Below are 26,657 nucleotides of genomic sequence, written 5' to 3' on the forward strand. Positions count from 1 at the left end.
CGGTCGCTACGGCTGGGGCGAGGCGATCGCCCGGGCCGCCGCCACCTCCTGGCGCAGCGGGGCGAGTACGCCTTCCTCGTCGCCCGGCAGCTCGGTGCGCACCTCCACCAGGACCTCGCTCGACCGGATTCCGTCGGCCAGTTCCAGCAGCTGCCGACGGATCTCGGCCACTTCTTCCCGCGGCGGCGCAGGCGCCCCGTGGTTGACCCGGACCCGGGCCGCCGTCGCCGCGTCCACGATGCGTTCGACCGCGACGACCAGCGGCCACCAGGCGGCGGCCCGGGCGCCGACCGGGGGCGGTTCGGTCAGCGCGCGCTGGAACTCGGACCGTACGACCGACAGGTCGCGGTAGATGCGGCGACGGGCCCGCAGCCGTTCCGCCCGGTCGCCGGAGCTGCCCGGTTCGAACGCGCACGCCACGTAGTCGGCGATGTCCGTCACCGCGTCCGCGAGCCGGTGGCCGACCCGGACGTGCCAGCTCTCCGGCCACAGCAGGTAGCCCGCCACCAGCACGATGGCGCAGCCGATCAGGCTGTCCAGGAAACGCGGCCAGACCAGGTGGAAGCCCTGGTGGTTCAGCAGGTCGGACAGGAGCAGGATGACCGGGGTGATGGCCGCCGTCTGGAACGCGTACCCCTTCGCCGTGAGCGCCGGGATCAGCGCCGCGAGCACCACCATCACCGGCACGTCCCACCAGCCGATCGGCACCGCGGCCAGCACCGGTGCGGCGATCACGAGACCGGCCGCCGTGCCCACCGAGCGCAGCACGGCCCGGGAGAACACCGAACCGAAGTCCGGTTTGAGGACGAACGTGACGGTCAGCGCCACCCAGTAGGAGCGGGGCACCGGGACCAGCGAGGTCAGCGCCTGGGCCAGGCCGACGCACAGGGCGAGCCGCAGCCCGTACCGCCAGGACGCCCCGGAGAACAGCACGTCGCGGGCGGTCCGCCGGACCCGCACCCCGAGCGCGGCGGGCCGGCCGAGCCGGTCGTCGACGTTGTACGGGTCGGGGTCGGCCTTGTGCACGACGACCGCGGCGTGCCGCAGCGCGCTGTCCACGGCCCGGGTCGCGGGCGAGTCGGGGGCGGGCAGGGCGAGTCCGGGGCGGCCGGTGCGGCTCTCCTCGACGGCGACGGCCAGGTCGCGCACCGCCGCCGGGATCTCGTCCGGGAGCGTGAGCCGGCGCACATGGACCGCCGGGGCCGCCTCCACGAGCGGGATCACGACGTTGAGCTGGGCGAGCAGCCGCACCATGGCGTTGTTGCGGCCGTGGTAGCGGGCCCGGCGGGCCAGGATCAGGTCGTACGAGGTGTTGAGGGACTGGGTGACGGCCTGGCGCCGTTCCTCGTAGTCGGGGCCGCCCGCGGCGGCGAGCAGGTCGGCGACGGCGAGATAGGTGTTCGCGACCGCGACCCGTTCCGGCAGCGCCCGCCGCAGCGGCCAGGCCAGCAGGGTCAGGGCGAGGACGAACAGGCCGCCGACCGTGAGCAGCAGCGGCGCCACCCACCAGGGGTCCGGCAGCGGGAGCCCGGCCCCGACGATCGCGTTGAGCAGGAGCAGCAGCCCGGACACGGAGGCGACGGCGCCGATCGTCGACATCATCCCGGAGACCAGGCCGACCAGTGTCAGCGCGACGACGGCCGCCCAGCCGGTCCCGTACACCAGGGTGCCGAGCATCACGCCGAGCGCGCCGAACAGCTGCGGCACCGCGATGTTGAGGATGCGCATGCGGTACGCGTCGGCGGTGTCGCCGATGACGCCGGAGAGCGCGCCCATGGAGGCGAGCGCCCCGTACGCCGGGCGGTCGAGCGCGAAGCCGACGGCGAGCGGCGTCGCCAGCGCGAGGGAGGCGCGGAGGACCGCGGCCCAGGGAACGGGGGTGGACTGCTGGGGGCGCAGTCCGCTCAGCAGCCAGGGGGGCGGGGCCGTGCGCCTGCGCCCGTTCCCGGTCTCCGCCTCGGTCAATGCGTCCCCCTGGGTTCCGCTTCCGGCACCGGAGGCCCTCGGCCTCGTCGGACGCGTTCGGTGCGCGGTGCTGTTGCAGCAGATCCCAGCACTGATCGGGCCGGACCTCAACAGCGCGCAGCCAGGCTTTTTCGTCCGGCCGGGGGCGGGAGAGCCCTTCGGGTCGGTCCGGGGCGGGGAATTCAGATCACGATGAGGGTCTTGCCGCGGGCGCCGCCCGTCCGGTTCCGGTCGAGGGCCTGCGGGGCCTTCTCCAGCGGGAGTTCGATGTCGATGGGCACGCGCAGGATGCCCTCGGCGGCGCCCGCCGCCAGGACGTCGAGCAGGACCGGGGTGGGTTCGAGCCGGAAGTCGACGCCGGTCACGCCCGGGGGCAGGGCGGCTCCGGTGGCGACGCCGTGCGTGGTGAGGGCGATGCCGCCGGGGCGCACCCGCGCGGCATGGGCGGCGAAGGCGTCCGGCGTGGTGGAGACCAGGTCGACGAGTGCGTCGACGCCGTCCGGGCAGGTCTCGCGCACGGCCTCGTCGAGGGGGCGGTCGGTGACGTCGATGGTGGCGGCGGCGCCCAGGGCCGCCATCCGCTCGTGCTCGGCACCGCGCACGGCGGCGATCACCCGGATGTCGCGGGCCGACGCGAGCTGGGTCAGACAGCTGCCGACGCCGCCCGCGGCCCCGATGACCAGCAGGCTCTCGTGGCCGCGGAGCGCCGCGCCCTCCAGGATCTGGGCGGCGGCCATCCCGGCGGTCGGCAGGGCGGCCGCGGTCCGGAGGGGGAGGCCGGGCGGGACGAGGGTGATCGCGGAGTCCTGCGGCACGGCCACGTAGTCGCAGTACGTGCCGCTGCCGGACGCGTCCCCGGCGACCCGGCCGAAGACCTGGTCGCCGACCCGGAAGCGGTTGTCGCCGGGGCCGATCATGTCCACCCGGCCGGCGAAGTCCACGCCGACGACCAGGGGGAAGACGCGGGCGGTGGCCGGGGCCCCGGGGGCGCCCCGCACGATCTGCCAGTCGCGGGGATTGAGCGCGGCGTACTCGACCCTGACCCGTACCTCACCGGTGCCCGGCTCGGGCTTGGGCATCTCCACCAGCGCGGGGTCGGCCCGGAACGCGCCGACGGCTATGGCTCGCATGCGGAAGACCTCTCAGTCGCCCCCGATCCGGCAGTCATGGGAACCATTGTTTTTCGGCCCGCCCGGCCCCGCACTTCGAACCCGCCCGGCCCCGGGCGGGCCTCGTGTTCCGGGCCCGCCCGGCCGTCCGGGCTCAGCCCTTCTCCTCCGGCGGTCCCGGTCGTTCCGGTCGCGGGGCGGTGCGGTGCCGGGCGGCCAGGAGCCGGGCGAGCACCGCGCACACCGCCACCGCGAGCCCGGCGGCGAACACGACCCACACCGTCGTGCGCAGCGAGGCGGTCAACGCGTCGTACACCGCCGCCGCCCCGTCCGCCTCGCCGTCCGGCACCTCGGACAGCACCCGGCCGCGGGCGACCGCGAGCACCGCGCGCAGCACGAGCGCCCCGAGCGCGAAGCCCAGCCCGGCCACCGCCGCGGCCGAGAGCGCGGCGGCCCCGGAACGCCGGTGCCCCGGACCGCCGCCGCGCGCCCTGGCCGCGGCCACGGCCAGGGCGGCGAGCACCAGCGTGCCCACGGCGGGCCGGACACCGCCGGCCCGCAGCAGCCGGAAGGACTGGCGCAACTGGTCGGCGCGGTCGGCGGAGACGAGCGTGATGTCGGTGTGCTGGACGGGGATGCGGTCGGCGAACGGCACCCCGTTGTCCACCAGGTTCTGCCGGATCTGCGCGGTCACGGGCGCCAGATCGATGGTCACGGCCTCCCCGGTGCCGCCGTCCAGGGCGGCGGTGACGGCCTCGTGGGCGGTGCGGTTGGCGGTGTTCCACGCGGTGCGGAAGGCGTCGGTGGTGGTGAACGACAGCACCGCCCGGCGCAGGAAGTCGCGCACGGTGCTCTGGAGCGGTCCGGCGTCGATCTGCTTCATCGCCCCGTCGGTGATGAGATCGCTGACGGTCTCGCGCACCACGGGGTCGGAGGCGAGCGGCGCGACCGCCTCGACGTAGCGGTCGGTGTCGTCGATCTCCAGATCGACCCAGGCGGACAGGGCCCCGACCGGTACGAGGACGGCCAGGACCACCACCAGTACCACCGAGAGGGCCGTCGACAGGTGCGTCCGCATCCCTCCAGGGAATCGCGTGCGCGGGCGCCGCGCCCCGGCCCGTACGCCATCCGAGTTGCCGGTCGGCCCGGCCGGGTGTGCCCTGGAGGGAACAAGGGGCGACGGAAGGAGATCTCCGCCATGGCCACACATGCAGCGATGCCGGCCCGCGGACGGAGGGCGCACGCGCGCGGGCGCAGCGTGCTCTCCTGGGCCATTCCCGTCACGCTGGGCGCGGCGTACGGCCTCTACGCGTCCTTCATCCTCCGCAACAACGGCGCGAGCGGCACCCGGCAGTTCTGGTACGGCCTGATCACCGCGGTGGTCCTCACGGTCCTCTGCTACGGGCTGGGCCGGATCCAGCGCAGGCTGCTGCCCCTGGTGCGGGCGGTGGCGTACGGCGCGCTGATGGCGGCGGCGATCGGCCTGCTGGTCGGCCTGACCGATTCGAGCGTGCTGCGTTCCACGGCGCTCGGGCTCGCGGTGGGGCTGGGGATGTTCGTCAGCGCGTTCTACATCTTCTACACCCATGAGGACACCAGGCCCGTCGGATGAACGGGGGCGCCGCGCGGGCGCCGTCCGGCGCCTCGTCCGGCGCCTCCCGCCGGTGCCTTTGCCCGGTACTTTTCCGCCCCGCTGTCAGCCGCCCGCCGGCAGCGGGGCGCAGGACGTCACGGCGCGCACCGCGGTGGCCCGGCCGAGGTCCGCGGTGACCCGGCCGGCGTCGGTTCCGAGCGTCATCCTGCCCCCGGCGGTGCGCAGCGGTTTCCCGCAGACCGTGCCGTCGGGGGTGGTGACCGAGACGAGCGGCCCCTCCTTCGACGGTCCGTACCAGGTGATCCCCACGGCCGCGACGAGCAGCGCGGCGCAGCAGAGGGTGAGCGGCACGCCCCGGGCGAGGGCCTGAGCGGCGCGCAGGGCCTCGGCGTGGTCCGCGGCGACGCCGTCGAGCCGGAGCGCGGCGGTGTCGCCCGCGGCGGCCGGTCTGCCGTGGGCGGCGCGCAGCAGGGACAGGCCCCCCGCGGCGCCGCACAGCAGCGCGAGGAGCAGCACGGCGCCGACGGTGACGGCGTACGGGGCGGCGAGCGAGCCGATGTCGCTGCGGCCCCGGAGGAGGCCGAACCCGACGAGTCCGGCCAGGAGCGCGGCGAGGCCGTTGCGCCAGGCCAGCGCCGATTCCCGGACCCGGGGCAGCTCCCGGCGCAGCAGGGTGCGGTGGTGGCGGGCCGCGAGCCGGTCGGCCGGGGTCCCGGCCGGTCCCGGTACGGCGCGCCAGGTCATCGCCGAGCCCTCTCCAGCAGGATGTTCCAGTACGCCCCGCAGCCCTCCTCGTCGCCGGGCCGGCCCGGGTGCTCGGTCCGGCAGACGCAGAGCACCGGCACCGGCACGAGCCCCGTGCCGGGGGTCCCGGACCGCACGACGCGCGGCGCGGACCGGACGACGGAACGGGTCCAGGTGTAGACGGTCGCGCAGTGGCAGCGCGGGCAGGTGCCGGTCAGGACGGCCCCGTCCCCGGTGGGCTCGATGAGCAGGCCCGCGGTGTACGCGGCGGGGTAGCCGGGCTCCGTGACCTCCTCGTACGGGAGGGCGGACCCACGTCCCGCACGGGCGGGGTTCGTCGGAGGGTTCGTCGGGGGGTTCCGTGGGGGCGGGGCGGGCTCGGGCACGAGGCGTCTCCCGGGTGGCGGGTGCGGCGGATGTCGGCGGCGGATGTCGATGGACGGCGGCGGTCGTCGGCGACGCGCGTCCGGTTTTCGATGCTGCCAGAGGGCCGGGCCGTGTTCCGGCCCCCGCGGCTGCGGGGCGGTGCGCCGCAGGTGGCGCGGCGGTGTCCCGGCGCCGCCCGACACCTGAATCGCCGCTGGCCAAAGGAGTGTTGTCCGGTTTCCGGTCGATTGTGGGACGTATTCCGGCGGCTGCCGCGAAACGGCCCTGAAGGCGGACGGGCCTGGGCATCATGTCCGCACCAGGGCCTCGCGCCGACTCGGGGGCACCATGACCGTCCGAACGGGCGGTGGAGGGAGGGGCGTTGAACGACATCGACGACACCGGCGACAGCCGCGACGCCGATCTGCGGGAACGGGTGGCCGATGCGGTCCGGCGGTCGGAGGGGGCGCGTCCGGTGCCCGCCGTGCACGCGGAGCCGACCGGCCCGCAGGGCGCGGAGCGTGACGGGCTGATAGCCGAACTCCTTTCACTGGCATCCGAGTTGACGCAGAGCGAGCCGGACGGGGAACTCCTCCAGGAGGCGAGGTTCCGGCTCGGGACACTGATCGGCTCGCGCTGGGCAGCAGGTGACGAGGAGCCGGACCGGCAGGAGGCGATACGTCTGCTGCGCGAGGTCCGCGCCTCCGGCCTCCTTTCCCCGGAGGACCACCTGACGGCGGCGCGCAACCTCGTCGTCCTGCTGCAGGGCCCGGCGGCACGTATCGCTCCCGGGCAGTTCGACAACGCGATCGGCCTGGAGGGCCTGTCGCTCATGAGCCGGATGGGAAGGCCGCAGAGCCACGGCGGCGCCGGAGTCGTCGAGGCCGCTCCCGAGACCTACCGGCTGATGAAGGAGATCGCCGGACACATGGAAGAGACCCCGGAGCTCCGGGCCCAGCTCCGGCGCATGGCACTGATGAGCGAGCTCTCCCGGGCGCTCACCGACAACGATCCCCGGAAGCTGTCCGGCGTGTGGCAGAAGATGAACTCCGAGGGCCTCGAATCCCTGGTCCCGGCCGGTCCGATGCGCTCCTACGCCCAGTCGGTGTTCGAAACGGTGGCGCCCCAGATGCAGCGGGCGGAGAAGGAGATGGCGTCGGGGAGGACCGGGGCCGACGCCGTGGTGCCGCAGCGCGACTGGGACGAGGGCGAGAACGAGATCGTGGCCCTGTTCGCCGAGATGAGCCGACCCGGTCTGTTCTCGCCGAAGGAACTCGACGAGCTGACGGCCCGGCTGTCGAATCCCCCGCCGGGAGCGAAGCCCGGTACGCAGATCTTCGCCGCCATGGGGGCGATGCTGGCCGGCCTGCGCTCCGGCCGGCCGGAGGAGACGCAGAGGGCGCTGCGGCTGCTCCAGGAGACGGCGGGCACGGACGAGACGCTGACCTGGATGGTGCGGGGCATGCTGCCCGCCGTGCTGCTCAACGCCATGCTGGTCGGCGGCAGCCTCCAGGACCTGGAGGGGGCGGAGTCCCTCATGGAGGACTTCCTGCCCGCCGGCGAACGTCCGGACGCCGGTGCCCTTCCGGACCTCCCCGGCGCGAGCGAGATCGTGACGATCACCCAGTGCATGCGTATCCAGGCGAAGACGATCCGGGCGATCGAGGACCGCGACGCCGAGGCGCTCGAAGGGTTCGTGGGAGACCTCCTCGACATCCTGGACGCCGAGGACACCGGCGAGGGCGTGGCCGCTCTCGTCCCGCTGTACGAACTGGGCCTGGTCCACCTCGCCCTCGCCTGGCTCACCGGCAGCGTCGACTCGCTGCGCAGCGCGGTGCACTACCAGGAGCAGGCGCTGGAGACCCCCGGGATCGAGTCGATGCTCCAGCCGATGGTCGACATGAGCTGGGCACCGCTGCTGACCCTCGCCTCCTACCTCGAACCCTCCGTGGAACGGCTCCAGGAAGCCATCAGGCGTGCGCGGTCGGCCCTGCGGGGCGTGCCCGCCATGGCCGACCAGCGGGTGCGGGCGCGCCAGGCGATCGGGCTGGCGCTGGACGCGGTGTACGGCATGACCGGCGACCCGGCCGTCCTGGACGAGATGATCACCGAGCTGGACTGCCCCGAGGAGGAGCTGAGGACGGCGAGCGGGACATCGGTCGCCGTGGTGCTCTGGGCGTTGGCCGACGCGTACGGGCGGCGGGCCGGGCACGAGGGGAACGACCTGGTCAGGGCGGTCGAGTGGGCCCGGCAGTCGCTGCGCACCATCGCCGACGACGTACTGCTCCAGCAGGGCGTCCAGCACGGTCTCCAGGTCGCCAGGACCGGTGCCCGCCGTGCGCTGGCCGCCGCCGGGTGGGCGGTCCGTGCCGGGCGGCCCGCGGACGCGGTGGCCTGTCTGGAGGAGGGCCGGGCCCTGGTCCTCGGCGCGGCCGCGGCCTCCGCCACGGTCGCCGACCGGCTGGCGGAGCGCGGCGAGCACGAACTGGCCGACCAGTGGCGCCGGGAGACCGCGCGGGGAGGAACCGTTCCCCGTGCGGGAGGCAGCCGGTCGGAGCTGGCGGAGGTCGTGCTCGGCGAGTCGTTCGGCACCCCGGAACTGCCGAGCACCCTGCGCCGCCGGGCCCTGGAACTGCTCCGCCCCGCCGACGGGGCGGGGGCCCATGGAGCGATCCCCGACGCGTCCGAGCTGACCGCCGCCGTCGGGCGGGCGGGTATCGACGCGCTGGTGTACCTGCTGCCGGGGCAGGGGGACGAGGACGGCTCCGCCGTACTCCTGGCACCGGGACGCGACCCGTGGACGCTGCCGCTGCCCGGTCTGTCGGCCGGGGGCCGGCTCCCGCTCGACGGCTATCTGGACGCCGCCGCCCGGCACGCCACCGCACGGCGGGGGCAGCAGCGCTGGGAGGTCGCGCTGGACGAACTGTGCGCCTGGGCGGGCGAGGCCGTGATGGGGCCCGTCCTGGACGAACTCGGGCTGTGGGAAAGGGCGCTCGCGGAGTCCGGCCTGACGGGCGGGGCCCCGGCGGAGCCCGTGCCGGAGCCGGTCAGGCTGACCCTGATCGCCTGCGGGAACCTCGGTGTGGTGCCCTGGCAGGCGGCCCTGCTCACGGTTCCCCCCGGAGCGGGGCCGGAACCGGGGGCGGCCGGCCGGCCCGCCACGGTCCGGGCGTGCGAGGTGGCCGTCCTCTCGTACGCCGCGTCCGGCCGGGAGTTCGCCCGGTCGTCCGGCCGGGACCGGCTGCCGATGGCCCTGGGGCAGGCGCTGGTGTGCGTACCGGGCTGGGATCTGGACGGGGCCGAGGACGAGGTGCTGGCCCTGGCCGACACCTACTACCCGGACGCCGCCCTGTACGGAAGCCTGATGACCCGCGAACTGGTCCCGGAACCGCCCGAGGGCACCCCAGAAGAGGTGCTGGCGCTGCTGGGGGCGGGCCCCGGCCGGGACGGCACCGGGCGCGTCGCCCTCGTCCACCTGGCCTGCCACGGGATGGCGGGGCCCGACCCCGCGGCCTCCGCGCTGGAGCTCGGCTGGCCGGAGGACGCCGAACCGGAGGCGGGCCGCCTCACGGTCACCGCGTTGCTGGACACGCCGTTCGACCACGCGGAGGGGGCGGGCGGCCCGCTGGTCGTGCTCAGCGCCTGCGAGACGGACCTCAGCGCCCGCGACCACGACGAGGCGCTGACGCTGACCACGGCCCTGGCGCACCGGCTGGCCGCCGACGTGGTGGGCTCCCGCTGGACCGTCCCGGACGTGGCCTCCTCGGTGCTGATGACCGTCTTCCACGACCGGCTCGACGCCGGACTGGCCCCGCCGGACGCGCTGCGGGCCGCCCAGCGCTGGATGCTGGCACCGCCCGGCAGCCGGTCGCCGGTGCGCGGCCTGAAGCCCGAACTGTCCCGTGTGGCGGAGGAGTTGGACCTTTCGGTGCCGTTCGTCTGGGCCGCCTTCATCCACCAGGGCAATCCCGGGCCGTCCCGCCGGGCCGATGCCCACGGCGGGAAGACCCCCGTCACCGCGGAAGGAGAAACCCGGAGATGACCCCCGATACGTTCCTCGGCCTGATCCACACCCACTGGCCGATGACCCTCGCCGCCCTCGACGGCGACCGGCGCGCACGGATGCGCGACGGTCTGCGCGACCTCGCGGGGGCCGGTGACCGCAAGTCGGTGGAACGGGCCCTGCGCACCCTGCGGATGCAACTGCGGGCCCTGCCCTCCGACCACCCGGTCTCCCGGGAGCTGAGCGGCACGGTCCGCTACGCGCCGGCCCCGGCCGCCCCGGCCGTCGACCGGGCCCTGCTCGGCGAACTCCTCGACGTGTTCGCCGATCCCCCGCCCGATCCCGGGGAACTGCTCCGGACCGCCCACGAACGGCTGTGGCGGGCCCCGGCCCTGGACCGGGCGGAACTCGGCCCGGAGGCCGCGGACGACCCCGCGTCCGCCGGTCTCATCAGGCTGAGCCACCCCGGGGCCGGGGACCGTTACCCCCGCTTCCAGTTCGTCCCCGGCACGACCCAGACCCGGCCGGTGGTGCGCCGCGTCAATCACATCCTGATGGCCGACCAGGACCCCTGGGGTGCCGCGGACTGGTGGCTCGGCGGCAACGGCCGCCTGGCGGGCGTCCCGGCCGAACTCATCGGCACCGTCCCCGACGAGGACCTCGCACGGGCCGCCCTCGAACTGGTGGGGGGCTGCTGATGGACCGGATGCCGCCCACCGGCGTCACCATGCGGCCCCTGCCGCGCGTCCTGCCCGAGGGGACCGAGCTCTGGCGCTGCCACGAGCACGAATTCGGCCCCGGGTCGTTCAACCCCAACACCGCCCACCCGTACTTCGGCGGCAACCGTTTCGACGCCACGGAACAGGACCCCTACCCCTTCCTCTACGCCGCGCTCGACCCGGTCACCGCCCTCTGCGAAGTCCTGCTGCGCTCGGTCGACTTCGCGGACCGCACGGCCGTGCGGCTGATCCCGTGGGCGCAGGCGTCCCGGTACACGCTCTCGGCGCTGCGCACGACCCGTGAGCTGTCGCTCGTCGAACTGGGCACGGCCGAGGGGCTGGCCGCCGTCTGGCAGGACTCCTGGCTGGTCGACGCCGAGGCCGCCGACTACCCGAAGACCCGTTACTGGGTGCGGCTGATACGCGAGCACGCCGCCGGGGTGCACGGCCTGGTCTGGGAGTCGAAGCGGTGCCGGCCCAGGAGCGCGCTGCAGCTCTTCGGCGACCGCTGCGGGCAGGAGCCGCTGGCCGCCGATCCGGAGCGCGCACTGCGGCTCGACTCCCCCGAGGGCGTGGCCGAGGCGAACCGGCTGCTCAACCCGCTCCGGGCCGTCGTCTCGTCGCCGTGGCCGCCCGACGCCGTCACGTCCTGACGCACCCCGCCCCGGTGTCGCGCCCGGGACGGGGTCAGCAGGGCCCGTCCCCCGCGATGCGGACGGTGCAGCCGACCCGGAGGCCCAGCCGGACACGGTCCCCGTGCCGCAGCCGGTGCCGTTCGCCGGGCAGGAGGTGGCCGTCGTTCACCCAGGTGCCGTTCAGGGTGCCGTCGGCCTCCTCGGCGATCCAGACCGTGCCGTCGGGGCCGACGGTCACACTGGCGTGCCGACGGGACACGGTGGACAGGTCCTTGAGCGCACCGGCCGAGAGGGGGGCCCAGTCCGGGTCCCGGCCGAGGCGCAGCGGTTCCCCGGGGCGCACGGGCAGGCGCAGGGCCAGGGTGTCGAAGTGCAGCACCACCGGGGCCCCGGCCGGCGCCGTGCCCTCGCCCCCGTCCCCGCTCCCGTCCCCGATCGGGGCCAGGCAGCGCGGACAGCGCGAGGTCCCGGACGGCACGAGGGCCGCGCAGCCGGGGCAGCGCGCACCGGCGGCGTCCGGGGGCGGTGGTGCCAGGACCGGCCCGCGCACCTCCTCCTCCGAGACGGTCACCCAGCCGTACAGGTCGTCCAGGTCGTCCGGGTCGTCCCGGCGGCCGGGGTCCTCCCCGTCCCCGTCGTACCGGGGCGCCGTGGTCATCGCTGTTCCGGCACGAAGGCGGGGGACGCGTCGGTACGGATCTCCACCAGGCCGTCGGCGCGCTCGTGGATCTCCCGCACCGAGACGGTCCAGCCCGTGCCGATCGCCGGGTCGGCGAACAGGACCCGGGCCAGCGGGTTGATCAGGTGGGTCTCCAGCGCCATGCCGATGCCCCGGCCGCCGTTCCACTGGTCGTGCGTGCAGTACTCGGACAGCTGGGCCCGCGCGTGCGGGGAGAGTTCGAGCGAGATGTCGTGCTCGGCCAGCAGCTGGCGCCGGATGTTGTCGATCTGGAGCCGCATGATCCGTTCGGCCACCTCGCCGGAGATGAAGTCGAAGACCACCACGTTGCCGCCGAGCCGGTTCATCAGCTCGGGCCGGCCGATGACGTGCTCGAAGTGGCGCTTCACGTTCAGCCGCACGGTCCGGGCCAGTTCCCGGTACGGGGTTCCCGGGCGGACGATCCACTCCCGCTCCTCGGTCTGCGGATCGGTGCGCTGCACCCCCAGGTTGGAGGTGAAGATCAGCACGCACTCGCTGAAGTACGTGGTGACGCCCTGCCCGTCGGTGAGCCTGCCGTCCTCCAGCACCTGGAGGAACTTGTCGAGGACCCCCTTGTCGGCCTTCTCGATCTCGTCGAACAGGATCACCCGGAACGGGTTGGCGCGCACCGCCGTCGTCAGCTCCCCGCCCGCCTCGTACCCCACGTACCCGGGCGGGGCACCCACCAGGCGGTCCGCCGAGTGCGAGGAGGAGAACTCGCTCATGTCGAAGCGCAGGTACGCCTGGTCGCTGTCGAACAGCACCGAGGCGACGGCCTTGGCCAGCTCGGTCTTGCCCGTGCCGGTGGGGCCCGCGAAGAACAGCACGCCGCGCGGCCGGTGTCCGGGGCTGGTGGCCTGGGCGCCCGAGAGCCCCATCGCGGCCCGCTTGAGGATGTCCAACGTCATGGAGACGGCCGCCTCCTGACCGAGCACCCGCTCCGGCACGGTGCGTTCGCCCTCGATGATCCGCTGCCGGATCTCGTCGCGCCGCCACGGGTTCTTCTCCACGCCCAGCCGGTACATACGCACCGCGTCGGGCATGGCGTCGAACGGGATGCCCCGGGCGAGGGCCAGGTCGAGGGACTGCCGCATGGCCCGCAGCGGCAGCCCGACACTGGCCCGGGCGAAGGCGTCCACCGGGTCCTTTCCCGTCGTCCCGCCGCCGGTGCGCGGCCCGTCGTCGTCCGGCCCGGTGTGCTCGTGGCGCAGGAGCGCGGCCATCCGCCGGCGTTCGTCGGCGTCCGGGTCGGGCACCGCGATGGTGCGGATGCGTTCGCTGCCGGAGACCAGCCAGTTCGGCAGGTCGCGTTCGCCCTCGGCGAGCCAGATGACCGGGTTGAACAGCGGCGCGGCGCCGGTGCTCACGGCCGACGGCGGCACGCCCGGCGGCAGCGGGACGGGCCTGGCCTGCTCGGCGAGTTCCAGGCAGGACACGAAGAAGTCGCGTTCGGCCTCGGTGAGCCGGGTGACGTCGGTGGTGAGCCGGGCGGCGTGCTCGATGAGCAGGACGACCCGGAGGGGCTCCAGCGGACGGCCGTTGCCGTGACCGGCGCGCCGGTGCTCGGCCCAGCCCGTCACGATGCCGCGGAGCTGCGGTTCCATCTCCATGAGGACCGGCGGGCGGTGCCGGTCCCGGCCGCCGGACTGCTGGGTGACGCGCAGCAGTTCCTCGACCATCAGCTGTTCGGGGCCCGGCACGACGCGGAAGCCCCGGATCTGGTCGTAGCGGATCAGGGCCTGGTAACCCAGTCTGCGCAGGGCGTTCCAGACGACCTCGGCCAGCGGGTGGTGGGCGTCCCGGGACCGGCGGCGCACCAGGTGGAGGTCCTGGATGTTGCCGTGCAGGACGTACTGGGAGTGCACGCCCAGGGTGCTCGTCAGCTCCTCGACGAACAGCGGGACCGTGCGCTCCGGGGGTTCGGGGCGCTCCGGGCCGTGTTCCGCCCTGTCGTCCCGGTCCTTGACCAGCCGTGGGCCGTGGCCCGGCCGGTGCGTGCGGTCCCCGTGGGGCCGGGTGTCCTCGGTGCCGTGGACGTCCACGCCGTGCCTCCGCATCCTCGTTCTCGTTCCCGTTGTTCCCGATCGTGTGCGCGTGGGCCGTCAGCGTTCGTCGGCCGGTGCCGTGCGGTGCCGGGGCCGGACCTCGTCCCTGACGTCCCTGCGGCCCCTGCTTTCTTCGGTGCGGGCGGTGTCCTCGTCGAGCACGAGGACGCCGTCCTCGCCCCGGGTGCCGGGCACGGTCCCGCTTTCCTCCAGTACGAAGTCCAGGGCCACGCCGAGCCGGTGGGTGATCTCCCGCAGCCGGTCCAGGTGACCGGCGGCCCCGCGGCACCGTTCCCCGTCCAGGGCGAGCGCGGCGGCGTCGCGGGCCCCGGGCCCCGGCTGCTCGCGGCGCATGGTGGCCACCCTGGCCCGCTCCCCGTCCAGGACGATCCGCAGCCAGTGCTCGTCGCCCCAGCCGGGCGGGGTCCAGTCGAGGCGGACGAGCCGTTCGCGCGGGTGCGAGGAGTCGGCGGCGGGGGCGTCGCAGCGGTCCGTTCCCGACACCGCGATCCGGAACATCCGCTCGACGTAACGGCGTTCCAGCTCCGCCAGCCGTTCCGCCACCCGGTCGTCCACCTGCCGCTGCTCGTGGGGTTCCAGCCGGCGGCCCTCGTCGAGCATCCGGCGCAGCAGCGCGGTCTCGGCCGGGGCGGGCGGCAGCGGGTCGGCGTCCCGCGGGGCGGTGGTCTCCAGGAAGTGGAGCTGTGCGGCGGCCCGTTCCTCGGCGTACCGGCGGGCCCGTACGGCCCGGTTGGTGTCGGCGACGAAGCGGCGTGCCTCGCGCAGATGGGTACGGGCCTTGAGCGGGCGGGTCGCGGCGGCGGCGATGGCGTGCCGCACCGCCGCGGTGGCCGGTGCGGCGTCCTCGGCGGTGGCGGCCACGTCGAGCCGGGCGAGCAGCTCGGCCCCGATCCGTACGGCGTCCTCGTGCCGCAGCTCCTCCGCGCCGGGCGGCTGCGGAAGGGCCTCGTCCGCCCGGCGGGCCACCGAGGGGTCGGCGTCCCGCGCGGCGTCCGGCCCCGACCGGTGCCCGTCCAGCACCGCGGCGCGCCGGGCCCGCAGTTCGCGCTGCCAGGCGTCGTCCTGCTCCGGTTCGGCGAAGGGAGGCGGGGTCGTCCGCAGTACCCAGTCGGCGTGCGCGGCCTCGGCCCGGAGCGTCCGGTCCTCCAGGACGGCCAGCTCCTCGCGCAGCCGGGCCAGGGGCGTGCCCACCGGGTCGAGGGGGCCGGGAAGGCCGGGGCGCGGCGGCCGGGGCGCGCCGGGCGGGGCCGTGCGCGCGGCCCGCCGCACCCGGGCGAGCAGCGCCGCCCGCCGCGCGTTCGCCCGTGCGGCGGCGAAGGCGGCGGCCTCCCACTGCCGGGCGGCGGTGGCGGCCACCTCCTGCCGGTGTTCGAGGCAGGACTGTTCCTCGGCGGCCCGTACGGCCGCCGCCGCGAGCACCTGGGTGGTGACGAGGGCGGCCCGGCCGGCCAGCAGCGCCCCGCTGAGCGCGCCCAGGGCGGCGGCCGCCGGGGCGAGGAGTTCCTGGAGGCCCTGGGCGGCGGCATCGGTCAGGTGCCCGGCGGCCTGGTGGGCGGCGTCCGCGACCCCCGGCACATGGGCGACGTCGGGGTGCGCCAGGGTCTGGATGTGCGAGGCGAGGCCGTCGGCCGGTGCGTAGCCCACCCCGGGCATCACTTCGGTGACCGACGGCAGGGCGATTCCGGCGCTCATCGGCGTCCTCCAGGGTTTCCGTCCCGGCTTCCGGCCTGGCTTCCGTTCAGGTTCCCGGCACGGGGTCCGGCCCGGTTTCCGCTCCGGTTCAGGGCCTGTGCGGTGCGCAGCCGGGACACCTCCAGGCGCCAGGAGACCGCGCGGTACACCGTCCAGACGGCGAGGGCCACGACGGTGCCGACCGGCCAGGCCCAGGGCGCGGTGGTGACGGAGTGGACGCCCAGGGCCACCACCGCGGCCAGCAGCGCGGCCGACGGCAGCAGGGTGCGCAGACCGCGGGACCGGGCGAACCGGGCGGGCCGCTCCGACGTGGCGATCAGCCGTCCGGCGAGCGACCGCCGGGGGTGGTACTGGGGCGGCCCGATGAACGCCGCGGCGGACAGCTCCAGGGCGAACACCGCGGCGGCCGCGGGCAGGGCCAGCGCCCAGGCGAGCACGACCGCCTCCTGATCGGCCCATCCGACGACATCGGCGAGACCGATCAGGAACCCCCACGGAACGGTGGCCAGCACGGCGCCGAGCAGCGCCCAGCCCAGCGTCGGCGGCCGCTCCATCCGCCGCATCCAGGCCAGGGCGGCGTCCTGGTCGGCGGCCAGCAGCCGGACGGCCTCCGCCTCGGCCAGCTCCCGCCGGCGCACCACGGCCTCGGCGGTGGCGACGTCGGCCAGCAGCCGTGCGACGAGCAGGCGCGGGGCGTCGTCCGGGTCGGCGACGAGCCGGGTGTACCAGTCGACGGGTACGGGCATGGCGGCGCGCGTCGCGTCGGCGTCCCGGGTCAGTTCCACCGTGACCCGGCCCGGCTCGTGGGCCAGCCGCAGCAGCAGCGCGTCGACGGTACGGCCGCGGCGCAGCCGGGCGCGGGCGGCGCCCCGGTCCCGGGGGCCGCGCGCCAGGATCTCGTCCGTCAACGGCCGCCAGGCGGCCCGGTGTCGCATCCACCGCCGGTGCACCTCGTCGAGCCCGGCGCCGCCCGGCCGTTCGGCGAGCAGGGGCAGCAGCTCGTGGCGCAGCAGGTCGTCCAGCAGTGCGTGGGCCTCGGCGTCGCCGTTCACGACCGCCGAGGTCAGTTCCCGGATGCCCAGGGTGTCCAGGCGCTGCCCGTGGTGGGAGACCTCCAGCCGCGGGCCCAGCCAGTTGATCAGCCGGGTGGTGGTCCGGGCGTCCGGCGGTTCGGCGAGCTCCGTGCGCAGGGCGACGAGCCGTTCGTTCTCCTCGGCGTCGCGGTCGGGCGAGCCGATGAACTGCCCCAGCCACTCGACCAGTTCGGCCCGCCGGGCCCGGCGGGACAGCAGCCGGCCGGTGGCGACGCGGTTGATGTCCAGGAGGCGGGCCAGCTCCTCGGCGCCGGTGACCTCCCGGCCCATGAAGGGGAAGGGACGCAGGGTGCGCCGGGGCGGCAGGTCGTGCGGGGCGGCGCCGGACGTGCGGGGCGCGACCGGCGGGTTCTCCCCGCGCAGCCAGGCCGCCACCTGCTCGCCGCCCCAGCGGTTCTCCGGGGCGCGGGTGAGCAGCCCCTGGCAGAGCGTCAGCAGCCGGGGGTCGGTCACCAGGGGGAGTTCGGGGTCGTGGGTGGCGACCTCGGTCAGGACCTCCTCGTCGCCGCGGAAGTCGATCGGGTGGCTGCCGCCGGCCAGTTCGGCGACGACCATGCCGAGCGACCACCAGTCGACGGCGGGGGTCACGGCCTGCCGGTGCGGGGCCGCCTCCGGCGCGAGGTAGAGCGGTTTGCCCACCCAGCCGCGCCGCCGCGGCCGGTCGCGCTGCGGTTCGTGCACCGCCGCGCCGAAGTCGATCAGCACCAGTTCGGGGCGGTCCTCGTTCTGGATGCGCACCATGATGTTGTCGGGCGTGACGTCGCGGTGCACGACGTCCCGCGCGTGCATGGCGACCAGCGCCGCGTGGAGCTGCTCCACGACGGCCCGGACCAGGGCGGGCGGCAGCGGCCCGGGGTGGTCGGCGAGGTAGCGGGCGAGGTCGGTCTCGCCGTACGAGAGGGTCAGGTCGTAGGGGTGGCCGTCGGCGGTCCCGCTCTCCAGCAGCCGGGCGACCGGCCCGCCCGATCCGCTCGGCCCGCCCGGCCCGCCCGATCCGCTCGGCCCGCCCGGCCCGTGCGGTCCGTCCGGCCTTTCGGCCAGGATGCGGCGGACGCCGGGGTCGGGGCCGAACCGGTGGTGGTACCACTTCAGCACGAGGGGCACGTCGGCGGGCGCGTGCCGGGCCTCCCGGTCCTTGACCCGCAGCACCACGGCCTGGGACGGGCGGCGGACGTCGCTCAGCACCTGGGTCAGGTCGAAGCGCCCGGCCAGCGCGGCCGGCACCCGGTCCAGCCCCCTGCGGGTTTCCGCGTCCCGCGGATCGTGGTGGCCGGTACCGGTCTCGTCGACATCCATTTCGGTGGGCGGCGGCGGAACAGTCATGCGACATGCCTTCCGGTGATGGTGACGAGGACGGGCGCGGGCGCGGATACGGGCGCGGCAGCCGCCGCACCGGTCCGGATCGAAGAATTCCGTTTCATGGCGCGGGAGTTGCCGGGGCAGGAGCCGGTACGGGCATGGGCGCAGGCATCGGCGCGGGCGTCGGGGCGGCGCGTCCGCCGTTCGGTTTCGGACGGCCCGACAAGGTTGCCGAAAGGCGCTCCCGCAGGCGGACGGGCGGGCATATCGTGTCGGGCATGAGCCAGGAGACCCCGCCCTCCTCGTCCGCTCCGGAGCCCCACGAACCCACGCCCCCGAAGACCCCGCCCGCCCCCGTCCCGCCGCTGCCCGGCGCCGAACGGCTGGCCGCGGAGCTGCGGGCGCTGCGCCGGCCCGGTCTGTCGGGCCTGCGCACCCTGCGGCCCGAGGCCCTGATCAGGGTGGCCGCTGCCGCGGGCCTGTGCAGGGGGTTCGACGACGAGGCCGCCGGCGTGGAGACGCTGCTGAAGGCCGGGGTCCGGCACCTCGGCGGGAACGCCCTGTCCGCCGACGGCACCCGCGGCGATCCGCTCGCCAGGGCGGCGGCCCACACCTTCGGGCTGCTGCCGGACCGGCGGGGCGTACCGGGCCAGGACCGCCGCAGGGCCGCGGCGGCCGTCTACGGCGTCACGCCCGAACGCTTCCGCAAGAGCCAGGAGCGGGAGGTGATCGCGGAACTGGCGCTGGCGGTACTGGCGGTGGCCCGGACGTCCGCCGCCGGGCCGCCCCCGACGGCCCCGGAACTCCCCGCGGTGCCGGCCGTGCCGGAGGCCGGCACGCTGTCCGTGCGGTCCTCGGACCCGGTGCCCGATCCGCCGACCCGGCTGACCGGGCCGCCGCTGCCGGCCGCCGCCGCGCACCGCATCACCGTGCACGTCGCGTCCATCGAACTGCTGCGGGACATCGACATCCTGGTGTCCTCGGAGAACATCTACCTGGAGATGTCCAAGACCTTCCGCTCCACCGTCTCCGGGTCGCTGCGCCGGGCCGCCGCGATCCGCGACGAGAGCGGCGAGACGGTCGACGACGTCCTCGTGCGGGAACTGGTCGAGTGGATGCGGGCCCACGGCCGGGCCGGGCTCCCGGTGCGTCCCGGCACCGTCGTGCCGACCTCGCCCGGCGCCCTCGCCGAGCGCGGTGTGCGCCGTATCCACCACGCGGCCGTCGCGGCGCCGACCAGTGACGGCCACGGCTACCGGGTCGATCCGCACGTTCTCGCGGAGGCGGTCTCGGCCAGTTTCCGGCTGGCCCGCGCGGAACGCGACAAGTACGACCCGCCGCTCTCCTCCCTCTGCTTCCCGCTGCTCGGCGCGGGGCACGGGCTGCCGCCGGAGAAGGCGGCGAGCTGGCTGTGCTGGGCCGTCCGCGAGGAGCTGAGCCGCGACCCGTCCTGGACGGTGCACCTGGTGGCCCAGCGCCCCGAACTGGCGAAGCTGCTCACGGTCGCCAGCTCCGCTCCCTGAGTCGTAGCCCACGGTCCTTCAGCCACCTTTCCCAACGCGGTAGTTCGCCCATTCGCGGTACGCCGTAGAGCCGTACCGCGGGAAGCCCGGCCGGTTCGCCGGACGTCCGCCCGGACTCCACGACGACCTGGACCGCCGGTCCGTCCGCCTCCCGGTCCAGGTGCGGCGCGTACCGGATCCGGCCGAGGCCGGTACGGGGCGTCAGCCGTTGGTTCGCGGAGCCGCGCCACACCAGCCCGGTCGGCTCGGCGACCCGGAACCGCCCGGTCACCACGGCGTCCGCGGACGCCAGGGCGGCGCGCCGGGCGGCGTCCAGCTCGGACTCCTCGTAGCCGGTGTAGACCAGCAGGTCGGCGGGGAGCCCGTCACCGGTCGCGCCGGGGCGGGTCAGTCCGGACCGCAGCCGGGCGGCGCCCCGGAGCAGCTCGGCCAGGGCCGCGGGCTGGGCGAGCGGTTCGCCGCCGCTCACCGTCAGGCCCGCGGCGCCCCGGTCCAGTGCGTCCCGCCACAGCCCCAACAGCCGTTCCACGTCCATGGGTTCACCGCCCCGCGGGTCCCAGGTGTGCCGCGACATGCAGCCGGGGCACGCCAGTGGGCAGCCCTGCAACCAGATGCCCAGCCGGCGCCCCGGCCCCAGCGTCTCCAGCGGGAAGTGCGTCGCGTCGACCTCGATCCGCACCGGCCCTCCCCCTTTCCCGCCGGACCGCCCGCCCCGGTGCCGCCGAGCGGGCCCGGGAACGCCGGCGGATGCCGTCGGACGCCGACGACGCCCCGCGGATGCCGCCGGGCGCCGTCGACGTCCCCCCGCCAACGAGTATCCGGCGGACGGGCCGGGCACGGCACATTTCCTCCGGTTGTTCTCCGGGCGTTTCCGGGTGCCGTCCGGTCGATTTCCGGGCCTGTTCCGGATGTATTCCGGGAAATGCCCGCAGGGCCGAATGCGCAGGTGAAAGGCCGGTAATTTCTATTGTCCGGTCGATTGCGGCCCGCTTCCCCGAGCCGGCTTCGGGGCTCTTCGGGCGACCCGCCGGAAGGCGCGGAACGGCGGGAGCGGCGGCCGGGTCGCGCCGCTCGGAACGGGATGCCGCAGCGGGCCCGGACGGAGAAAGGGTGGCTGCCGGAAGGCGGCCGCGCGGGGGAAGGGGATTTCGCCATGAGAGCCGACACGAATGGTTTCATCAGTGCGGCCCGGTATGCCTGGCACAACCGGGTCACGGCAATTCACGACCGACATCAGGGCCGCAGGGACGCACCCGGCCTCCGGGACCGGATCGCCGCGCTGCCGCACCCGGACGACCTGCCGCGGGACGTCACCGATCAGTTCCCGCAGCTGCTGACCCCGCACGTGCAGGGCATCCGGGCGGCCGCGGCGCGCGGGGCCGACCAGTTGCGCTCGCGGCTGCTGCACGACGAGCGCGAACTGTGCGCGCGGATCCACTCCGAGTCGGTGCGGGTGGCCGACCGCTACGAGGAGCCGGGGGAGTCCGCTCCGGCCGCCCTCGCCCGGTACGGCGAACTCATCGGCGTGTGGCGGGCCTCGGCGGGGGTGTGCCGGTCCCGGGCCGAGGTCCTGACCCACGAGGCGAACCAGCGGCTCGCCCGTTACTGGACGGCCGTCCTGACGCAGGTTCATCCGCTGCCGGACGAGGGGCCGTTCCCGTCGTGCGGGCCGCACTGGCTGCCAGGTCGCGTCGTCCTCCACGAGTCCTGGCAGCACACCGACGACTGGCTGCGGGGGGACGGCGGGCTGTGGCCCTCCCCGGCCCCGGACCGGGCCGGCCACCCGGTGACCCGCGCCCTGGCCGTCCTCGACGCACAGCCCGTGCGGGGGGCCGGGAACGGCACCCCGGCGGGGGCGGGACGGGGCCCCGGATGACCCGCCCGGACCCGGCCGGCGCCCCGGTGCGCGCCGCACGGCCGACGACCGCCGACGCCTTCCGGGAGACCGGGACCCACCGCTTCCGAGGGGCCGCGAACCACCGGCGCGGAAAGACCGCGAACCACCGCTTCCACGGGGCCGGGCCCCACCGCTGCCAGGAGACCGCGAACCACCGCACGAACACGGAGAGAGCCATGAACGTGCCCCACCCGCCCGGTCGTCCGCCCCGGTCCGGCCGCTTCCGGCGCACCGCCCGCGCCCTGGTGCTCGCGGCGTCGCTCATGGCGTCGCTCGCGGCCGTCACCGGCTGCACCGCCTCCGCCGAGGCCGACGCCCCCCGCACGCCGTGCGGGCTGGTCATCGACGGATCGGGTTCCGGGGCGGCCGGCAGCCGGGGCTTCGACGCCGAGGCCAAGCTCAAGTCCACGCTGGTCCCCTTCCTGACCGACCGGCGCTGCGGCACCCTCGCCTTCGCCCCGGTCACCCGCTCTTCGCAGACCTCCTCCTGCCGGGTCGGGGACGTGGACCTCGACCCGCCGGCCGAGGAGACCACCGACCGCGACAGCTTGCGCAGGTCGGCGCGGGTCGTGGCGATCCAGGGCGCGCTCACCATGCTCAAGTGCGCCCGCACCCAGGGTGGTTCGGACGTGATCGGCGCCCTGGCGCGGATCGGGGACGCCATGCCGTCCGGCAAGGAGACGCCGAGCCTGCTGGTGGTCAGCGACTTCGAGCAGGCCGACAAGGAGTTCACGCTCCGGGTGAGCGAGATCGGGACGGACGAGAGCCGCGAACGGGCCGTCGACACCCTGCTCGGCGCTCGGGGCGTGCCGGGGATCGCCGGGATGGACGTCTACCCCGTCGGCTACGGCATGCGCCACGACGCCAGGCCGAGCGAGTACCGGCCGTTCGACGCGTTCTGGTCCGAGATCCTGAGCAGGAGGGCGAAGGCACATGTCCACGACGACTACCGGAAGTGACCCCGGGGAGCCGCGCCGTCGGCGGGCCAGGGTTCCGGGGCCGCTGCGCGCGAGGGACGGGCGCCGGGGCGCGGACCGCAGGGTCACGGCCCCGGACGAGGGGCCCGAGCGCCGTCCGCTGGTCCTGACGGACCGGGAGCAACGGCGGCTGATCGAGCAGGCCCGCAAGCGCGGGGCCAAGGAGGCCGCGAGCAGGAAGCGGCTCCTGGTGCGCGGCCGGACCGTCCGGTCGGGGGCGTTCGACCCCTGGGTGCTGGGCGGTGCGGGCCGGGCGTCCTACTTCGCCGAACTCGCCTCCGTGCGCGACACGCTCCGGGCGCAGCTGTGGGCGCAGGCGGCGGACCGGGAGGACCGGGAGCTGGTGCGGGACGCGCGCGCCAGGTCGGACGTGGAGGCGGCCGAGGTGGAGAGCCGCCTGCAGGACGCGCTGGTGCGGGAGGCCGACGAGCAGGTCCGGTCCTCCTGGCGCGAGTTGAACCGGCTCGCGGCCCGTGCCGTGCGGTGGGACCGGTTCCGCGACGGGGTCCGGGAGCGGGTCGAACGCCGCTGGATCCGGGCCCGGTTCCCCGACGCGGAGTTCCCCGGCGACGACGAGGGGGCAGGCCGCCCGGCGGGGGAACCGGCCGGTGCCCGCCCCGGGGAGGAACCCGCCCGGCGGGACGGGCGCGATCCCGCGGCCGGGCCCGCGCCGGTGCCGGTGCCGGACGACGGTGCGGCCGACGACGACTGGCAGTCGCTCGATCCCGCCGGGGACCCGGGCCCCGGCGGGCCCGTCCACGGCCGGGGCCCCGCCCCGGTGGGGGAGCGGGGGCCGGAACTCCTCGGCGGCATGGTCCCGCCGCCCGGCCGGGAACCGGGCTGGGAGGGCATGCCGACCCGTCCGGGCCTGCCCGCCTGGCTGGTCTGGGCGATGCTCCTGGTCATCGCGGCGGTCGAGATACCGATCTACTGGGTCGCCTTCCAGCCCTTCCACGGCACGGGCAGCATGGAGAGCGACTTCCTGTCCGGCACCCTGGCGATCTCCACCGCCGTGCTGATGGTGCTGCTGCCGCACCTGGCGGGGCGGACCCTGCGCAACCGTGCGGCGACCGGTTCCCTCAAGGCCGCCGCCCTTCCGGCCCTGGCCCTGCTGGGGGTCTGGGGGTTCTCCGGCTGGGCCCTGGGCGATCTGCGGGCCAGGCTGGTGCTCAGGCGCCCCGACTCCGTCGAGATGTCGTCGGACATCGAGGACTTCGACGGCGCGGGGGACCTCGCCCAGCCGTCGACGCTGGCGGACAGCCTCCACCTGGCCCCGCAGACCATCACCTGGATGTTCGTGGCGCTGCTCTTCCTGTCCGGCGGCATCGGCTTCCTGCTGGGGCTGCTCAAGGAGCACCCCTACCTGGACGCGTACCGCTCGGCCCTGGAACGCCGGGCCGAGCGGGTCAGGCAGCGGGAGGAGGCCCGGATCGCCGTGGACCGCGCCCGCTCGCTCACCGAGACGGCGCAGGAGCGCGCGGACCGGCGCCGGGAGGCGGTGGACGCCCGGGTGCGGGCCACCGAGGAGCTGTACGAGGCGGCGGCCCACGCCTTCCTGGAGGGGGTGGTGGAGCGGTCGAGCGATCCCGCGGTGACCGAGGCGGCGATGAAGCTCTCCCGGACCTGGCCCCTGCTGCCGAAGCCCTCCTCGCCGCCGCCCCCGGTCCGCCGGAACGCGTGAGCACGGGCCCGCCCGGCGGGTACGGGAGAGGGGGCCGCCCGGCGGGCGGCCCCCTCTCCCCGTGTCACACGGGACGCGTCACGCGTCGCGCACGACCGTCACCGGGCAGGTCGCGTGCTGGGTGACGTGCAGGCTGACCGAGCCCAGCAGGGTCGCCTTGAAGCCGCTGTAGCCGCGCGCGCCGACGACCAGCAGGTTCGCGCCCTTCGAACGGTCCAGCAGGGCCTGGGCCGGATTGCCGATCACGATGACCTTGCCGACCGCCGCCGCGCCCTCGGCGCCCAGGGCCTCCTCCAGCGTCTCGTTGAGGGCCACGGTCGCCACGGCCTGCGGGTCGAAGTCCTCCGGCATGCCCGGCATCATCGACGCCCAGCTCGTCGCGGGGTACTCCCAGCTGTTGACGGCCTCCACCGTGTCACCGGTCAGCTCCGCCTGGCGCACGGCCCAGTGCAGTGCCTTGATCGACGACTCGGAGCCGTCAACGCCCACCACGATCCTGCCCATCTCTGCCTCCAGCTCGGTTCGGCTCAGTGCGCAGAGGCGTCGTACGGAAAGAAAGCCGCACGACGCATCTTTCGCCCCAACTCTAATCAAACCGGTCGGGGGCGCCGGGGCGGGGCCCCCGACCGGTCCGGTCGGGTCACCGGACCGGCCGCGGGGTGCGGTCAGTCCAGACGGAGGTCGGCGAGCTGCTGCTCGAAGGGCACGACCTCGTCGTCGAGCCCGAGCGTCCGCGACGCCCCGGACCGGGCCCCGCCGCCCGTGATCATGGCCGCGAGCTCGTTGCCCGCCCGCCGGATGCGGGACGGCAGGCCGTCGGTGTACTCGTCGCCGGACGAGCCCCAGTCCTCCGACGCCGCGTACACGGACGTCGGGGCGACGGTGGCCCGCAGGTAGGCGAAGAGCGGGCGCATCGCGTGTTCCAGGACCAGCGAGTGGCGGGCGGTGCCGCCGGTCGCCGCGACGACGACGGGCTTGCCGGTCAGCGCCGTGTTGTCGATCAGGTCGAAGAACGACTTGAACAGTCCGCTGTACGAGGCGGTGAAGACGGGCGAGACGGCGATCAGGCCGTCCGCCTGCGTCACCTCCTTGACCGCCTCGTCCAGGGCGGCCGGCGGGAAGCCGGTGACCAGGTGGTTGGCGATGTCGACGGCCAGGTCGCGCAGCTCGATCACGCGGACCTCGACGGCGCGGTCCTGCTCGGTCAGCAGCCGCTCGCGGGCGGCGCCGGCCAGCCGCTCGGCCAGCAGCCGGGTCGAGGAGGGGCTGCTCAGGCCCGCCGAAACGGCGACGATCCGCAGCGGCTCGGTGAGGAACGCGGTGGGCTCGGTGGACACGGTGGTCAGACCTCCTTCGTGGCGGTGCGGGCGGCGACGACGGCCGGGTGCGCGGGGGCGGCGTCCGGGACCCCGGCCGGCCGCAGGTTGGCGAACTCCTTGCGCAGCACCGGGACGACCTCCTCGCCCAGGATGTCGAGCTGCTCCAGGACCGTCTTCAGCGGCAGTCCCGCGTGGTCCATCAGGAACAGCTGGCGCTGGTAGTCACCGACGGCGTCCCGGAAGGACAGGGTCCGCTCGATGACCTCCTGCGGGGAGCCGACGGTCAGCGGCGTCTGCCGGGAGAAGTCCTCCAGGGAGGGGCCGTGGCCGTAGACCGGCGCGTTGTCGAAGTACGGGCGGAACTCCCGTACCGCGTCCTGCGAGTTCTTCCGCATGAACACCTGGCCGCCGAGGCCGACGATGGCCTGCTCGGCGGTGCCGTGCCCGTAGTGGGCGTAGCGCTGCCGGTACAGGTTCACCATCTTCTTGGTGTGCTCGATGGGCCAGAAGATGTTGTTGTGGAAGAAGCCGTCGCCGTAGTACGCGGCCTGCTCGGCGATCTCCGGCGAGCGGATCGAGCCGTGCCAGACGAACGGCGGGACGCCGTCCAGCGGGCGCGGGGTCGCGGTGAAGGACTGCAGCGGCGTGCGGAACTTGCCCTCCCAGTCGACGACGTCCTCGCGCCACAGCTTGTGCAGCAGGGCGTAGTTCTCGATGGCGAGCGGGATGCCCTGGCGGATGTCCTTGCCGAACCAGGGGTAGACCGGTCCGGTGTTGCCGCGGCCCATCATCAGGTCGACGCGGCCGTCCGCGAGGTGCTGGAGCGTCGCGTAGTCCTCGGCGATCTTCACCGGGTCGTTGGTGGTGATCAGCGTGGTGGACGTGGAGAGGATCAGCTTCTCGGTGCGGGCGGCGATGTAGCCGAGGGTGGTGGTCGGGGAGGACGGGACGAACGGCGGGTTGTGGTGCTCGCCGGTCGCGAAGACGTCCAGACCGACCTCCTCGGCCTTCTGCGCGATGGCGAGAGTGGCCTTGATCCGCTCGTTCTCGGTCGGGGTCCTGCCGGTCGTCGGGTCGGTGGTGACGTCTCCGACGGTGAAGATGCCGAACTCCATGGCCCGCCTCCAGAAACCTAGTTTGGTTGAACGTTGAACTATGTGGTCACACCCTACAACGGAGTGCCCCCCTGACCTATTCCACGGTTCGCGGAGGGGTCGCGCCCCCGCGCGTACCCTGGATCGGTACGCGCGGGCCGACGACGGGACCCGGGCCCG

Annotated in this window: 21 protein-coding genes; 8 read left to right on the top strand and 13 right to left on the bottom strand. The window is 75.1% G+C overall.

Going from position 1 to position 26,657, the window contains the following annotated elements:
- Window positions 1-6 precede the first annotated feature (6 nt).
- The 3 genes from ACFYW1_RS08125 to ACFYW1_RS08135 all read right to left on the bottom strand — a co-directional run bounded on the left by ACFYW1_RS08125 (window position 7) and on the right by ACFYW1_RS08135 (window position 4,152).
- Window positions 7-1,908: an FUSC family protein gene (locus tag ACFYW1_RS08125; RefSeq protein ID WP_388989308.1), complete on the bottom strand. Its 1,902-nt coding sequence runs from the start codon at window positions 1,906-1,908 to the stop codon at window positions 7-9.
- Between the two features lie 239 nt (window positions 1,909-2,147).
- Complete coding sequence (locus tag ACFYW1_RS08130) at window positions 2,148-3,095, bottom strand: NADP-dependent oxidoreductase (RefSeq protein ID WP_388988813.1); 948 nt, start codon at window positions 3,093-3,095, stop codon at window positions 2,148-2,150.
- 133 nt (window positions 3,096-3,228) lie between these two features.
- Window positions 3,229-4,152: a hypothetical protein gene (locus ACFYW1_RS08135; RefSeq protein ID WP_388988816.1), complete on the bottom strand. Its 924-nt coding sequence runs from the start codon at window positions 4,150-4,152 to the stop codon at window positions 3,229-3,231.
- 120 nt (window positions 4,153-4,272) lie between these two features.
- Here ACFYW1_RS08135 and ACFYW1_RS08140 point away from each other — a divergent pair, with 120 nt between their 5' ends.
- Window positions 4,273-4,686, top strand: coding sequence for a hypothetical protein (locus ACFYW1_RS08140; protein ID WP_388988818.1), 414 nt, complete (start codon window positions 4,273-4,275; stop codon window positions 4,684-4,686).
- A gap of 84 nt (window positions 4,687-4,770) precedes the next feature.
- On the opposite strand, the gene ACFYW1_RS08145 is transcribed toward ACFYW1_RS08140, so the two are convergent.
- Both ACFYW1_RS08145 and ACFYW1_RS08150 read right to left on the bottom strand, forming a co-directional pair.
- Window positions 4,771-5,412 carry a hypothetical protein gene (locus tag ACFYW1_RS08145; protein WP_388988820.1) on the bottom strand — a complete coding sequence of 214 codons (642 nt, stop codon included), beginning with the start codon at window positions 5,410-5,412 and terminating at the stop codon, window positions 4,771-4,773.
- Window positions 5,409-5,798: a hypothetical protein gene (locus ACFYW1_RS08150; RefSeq protein ID WP_388988823.1), complete on the bottom strand. Its 390-nt coding sequence runs from the start codon at window positions 5,796-5,798 to the stop codon at window positions 5,409-5,411. Before ACFYW1_RS08150 ends, ACFYW1_RS08145 begins: the two co-directional genes overlap by 4 nt.
- A 362-nt stretch (window positions 5,799-6,160) precedes the next feature.
- On the opposite strand from ACFYW1_RS08150, the gene ACFYW1_RS08155 reads away from it, so the two are divergent.
- From ACFYW1_RS08155 to ACFYW1_RS08165, 3 genes are read left to right on the top strand one after another with little or no spacing between them, the layout of a single operon-like run.
- Window positions 6,161-9,820, top strand: coding sequence for a CHAT domain-containing protein (locus ACFYW1_RS08155; RefSeq protein ID WP_388988825.1), 3,660 nt, complete (start codon window positions 6,161-6,163; stop codon window positions 9,818-9,820).
- Complete coding sequence (locus ACFYW1_RS08160) at window positions 9,817-10,479, top strand: hypothetical protein (protein ID WP_388988828.1); 663 nt, start codon at window positions 9,817-9,819, stop codon at window positions 10,477-10,479. Before ACFYW1_RS08155 ends, ACFYW1_RS08160 begins: the two co-directional genes overlap by 4 nt.
- A complete protein-coding gene (locus tag ACFYW1_RS08165) occupies window positions 10,479-11,153 on the top strand; it encodes an RES family NAD+ phosphorylase (protein WP_388988831.1) in 675 nt (224 codons plus the stop codon). The genes ACFYW1_RS08160 and ACFYW1_RS08165 overlap by 1 nt, the downstream gene beginning before the upstream one ends.
- Before the next feature lie 34 nt (window positions 11,154-11,187).
- On the opposite strand, the gene ACFYW1_RS08170 is transcribed toward ACFYW1_RS08165, so the two are convergent.
- The 4 genes from ACFYW1_RS08170 to ACFYW1_RS08185 are packed head-to-tail and all read right to left on the bottom strand — an operon-like array spanning window position 11,188 to window position 18,010.
- Window positions 11,188-11,793 carry an FHA domain-containing protein gene (locus ACFYW1_RS08170; RefSeq protein WP_388988834.1) on the bottom strand — a complete coding sequence of 202 codons (606 nt, stop codon included), beginning with the start codon at window positions 11,791-11,793 and terminating at the stop codon, window positions 11,188-11,190.
- A complete protein-coding gene (locus tag ACFYW1_RS08175; protein ID WP_388988837.1) occupies window positions 11,790-13,892 on the bottom strand; it encodes an AAA family ATPase in 2,103 nt (700 codons plus the stop codon). Before ACFYW1_RS08175 ends, ACFYW1_RS08170 begins: the two co-directional genes overlap by 4 nt.
- A 45-nt stretch (window positions 13,893-13,937) precedes the next feature.
- Window positions 13,938-15,593 carry a hypothetical protein gene (locus ACFYW1_RS08180; RefSeq protein ID WP_388988840.1) on the bottom strand — a complete coding sequence of 552 codons (1,656 nt, stop codon included), beginning with the start codon at window positions 15,591-15,593 and terminating at the stop codon, window positions 13,938-13,940.
- Window positions 15,590-18,010 carry a serine/threonine-protein kinase gene (locus tag ACFYW1_RS08185; protein WP_388988843.1) on the bottom strand — a complete coding sequence of 807 codons (2,421 nt, stop codon included), beginning with the start codon at window positions 18,008-18,010 and terminating at the stop codon, window positions 15,590-15,592. Before ACFYW1_RS08185 ends, ACFYW1_RS08180 begins: the two co-directional genes overlap by 4 nt.
- A 254-nt stretch (window positions 18,011-18,264) precedes the next feature.
- On the opposite strand from ACFYW1_RS08185, the gene ACFYW1_RS08190 reads away from it, so the two are divergent.
- On the top strand, window positions 18,265-19,509 hold the full coding sequence (locus tag ACFYW1_RS08190) for a macro domain-containing protein (protein WP_388988846.1): 1,245 nt from the start codon (window positions 18,265-18,267) through the stop codon (window positions 19,507-19,509).
- Here the strand turns inward: ACFYW1_RS08190 and ACFYW1_RS08195 are convergent.
- Entirely contained in the window at window positions 19,484-20,188 is a 705-nt protein-coding gene (locus ACFYW1_RS08195) for a 4Fe-4S single cluster domain-containing protein (RefSeq protein WP_388988849.1), read from the bottom strand. The genes ACFYW1_RS08190 and ACFYW1_RS08195 overlap by 26 nt on opposite strands.
- A gap of 474 nt (window positions 20,189-20,662) precedes the next feature.
- On the opposite strand from ACFYW1_RS08195, the gene ACFYW1_RS08200 reads away from it, so the two are divergent.
- Genes ACFYW1_RS08200 through ACFYW1_RS08210 form a run of 3 tightly spaced genes read left to right on the top strand, consistent with a single transcriptional unit; the run spans window position 20,663 to window position 24,064 of the window.
- Window positions 20,663-21,385, top strand: coding sequence for a hypothetical protein (locus tag ACFYW1_RS08200; RefSeq protein ID WP_388988852.1), 723 nt, complete (start codon window positions 20,663-20,665; stop codon window positions 21,383-21,385).
- Window positions 21,382-22,365 (top strand): hypothetical protein, encoded by a 984-nt coding sequence (locus ACFYW1_RS08205; RefSeq protein ID WP_388988855.1) that lies wholly within the window; start codon window positions 21,382-21,384, stop codon window positions 22,363-22,365. Before ACFYW1_RS08200 ends, ACFYW1_RS08205 begins: the two co-directional genes overlap by 4 nt.
- Complete coding sequence (locus tag ACFYW1_RS08210) at window positions 22,340-24,064, top strand: hypothetical protein (protein WP_388988858.1); 1,725 nt, start codon at window positions 22,340-22,342, stop codon at window positions 24,062-24,064. Before ACFYW1_RS08205 ends, ACFYW1_RS08210 begins: the two co-directional genes overlap by 26 nt.
- 78 nt (window positions 24,065-24,142) lie before the next feature.
- Here ACFYW1_RS08210 and ACFYW1_RS08215 read toward each other — a convergent pair whose 3' ends face one another.
- From ACFYW1_RS08215 to ACFYW1_RS08225, 3 genes are all read right to left on the bottom strand, one after another.
- The gene (locus ACFYW1_RS08215; protein ID WP_388988861.1) at window positions 24,143-24,568 is read right to left on the bottom strand and encodes a universal stress protein; all 426 of its coding nucleotides are present in this window, start codon (window positions 24,566-24,568) and stop codon (window positions 24,143-24,145) included.
- Window positions 24,569-24,729: 161 nt separating this feature from the next.
- A complete protein-coding gene (locus tag ACFYW1_RS08220; RefSeq protein WP_388988864.1) occupies window positions 24,730-25,401 on the bottom strand; it encodes an FMN reductase in 672 nt (223 codons plus the stop codon).
- A gap of 5 nt (window positions 25,402-25,406) precedes the next feature.
- On the bottom strand, window positions 25,407-26,498 hold the full coding sequence (locus ACFYW1_RS08225) for an LLM class flavin-dependent oxidoreductase (RefSeq protein WP_388988867.1): 1,092 nt from the start codon (window positions 26,496-26,498) through the stop codon (window positions 25,407-25,409).
- Window positions 26,499-26,657 lie beyond the last annotated feature (159 nt).

Origin of the sequence: Streptomyces sp. NPDC002669, from assembly GCF_042889165.1 — a bacterium.
GTDB lineage: Bacteria > Actinomycetota > Actinomycetes > Streptomycetales > Streptomycetaceae > Streptomyces.

Excerpts from the sequence above, each read along its gene's own strand:
- ACFYW1_RS08130 (WP_388988813.1), bottom strand. The coding sequence starts at position 3,095 with ATGCGAGCCATAGCCGTCGGCGCGTTCCGGGCCGACCCCGCGCTGGTG.
- ACFYW1_RS08135 (WP_388988816.1), bottom strand. The coding sequence starts at position 4,152 with ATGCGGACGCACCTGTCGACGGCCCTCTCGGTGGTACTGGTGGTGGTC.
- ACFYW1_RS08140 (WP_388988818.1), top strand. The coding sequence starts at position 4,273 with ATGGCCACACATGCAGCGATGCCGGCCCGCGGACGGAGGGCGCACGCG.
- ACFYW1_RS08145 (WP_388988820.1), bottom strand. The coding sequence starts at position 5,412 with ATGACCTGGCGCGCCGTACCGGGACCGGCCGGGACCCCGGCCGACCGG.
- ACFYW1_RS08160 (WP_388988828.1), top strand. The coding sequence starts at position 9,817 with ATGACCCCCGATACGTTCCTCGGCCTGATCCACACCCACTGGCCGATG.
- ACFYW1_RS08165 (WP_388988831.1), top strand. The coding sequence starts at position 10,479 with ATGGACCGGATGCCGCCCACCGGCGTCACCATGCGGCCCCTGCCGCGC.
- ACFYW1_RS08170 (WP_388988834.1), bottom strand. The coding sequence starts at position 11,793 with ATGACCACGGCGCCCCGGTACGACGGGGACGGGGAGGACCCCGGCCGC.
- ACFYW1_RS08175 (WP_388988837.1), bottom strand. The coding sequence starts at position 13,892 with ATGCGGAGGCACGGCGTGGACGTCCACGGCACCGAGGACACCCGGCCC.
- ACFYW1_RS08180 (WP_388988840.1), bottom strand. The coding sequence starts at position 15,593 with ATGAGCGCCGGAATCGCCCTGCCGTCGGTCACCGAAGTGATGCCCGGG.
- ACFYW1_RS08185 (WP_388988843.1), bottom strand. The coding sequence starts at position 18,010 with ATGACTGTTCCGCCGCCGCCCACCGAAATGGATGTCGACGAGACCGGT.
- ACFYW1_RS08190 (WP_388988846.1), top strand. The coding sequence starts at position 18,265 with ATGAGCCAGGAGACCCCGCCCTCCTCGTCCGCTCCGGAGCCCCACGAA.
- ACFYW1_RS08200 (WP_388988852.1), top strand. The coding sequence starts at position 20,663 with ATGAGAGCCGACACGAATGGTTTCATCAGTGCGGCCCGGTATGCCTGG.
- ACFYW1_RS08205 (WP_388988855.1), top strand. The coding sequence starts at position 21,382 with ATGACCCGCCCGGACCCGGCCGGCGCCCCGGTGCGCGCCGCACGGCCG.
- ACFYW1_RS08210 (WP_388988858.1), top strand. The coding sequence starts at position 22,340 with ATGTCCACGACGACTACCGGAAGTGACCCCGGGGAGCCGCGCCGTCGG.
- ACFYW1_RS08215 (WP_388988861.1), bottom strand. The coding sequence starts at position 24,568 with ATGGGCAGGATCGTGGTGGGCGTTGACGGCTCCGAGTCGTCGATCAAG.
- ACFYW1_RS08225 (WP_388988867.1), bottom strand. The coding sequence starts at position 26,498 with ATGGAGTTCGGCATCTTCACCGTCGGAGACGTCACCACCGACCCGACG.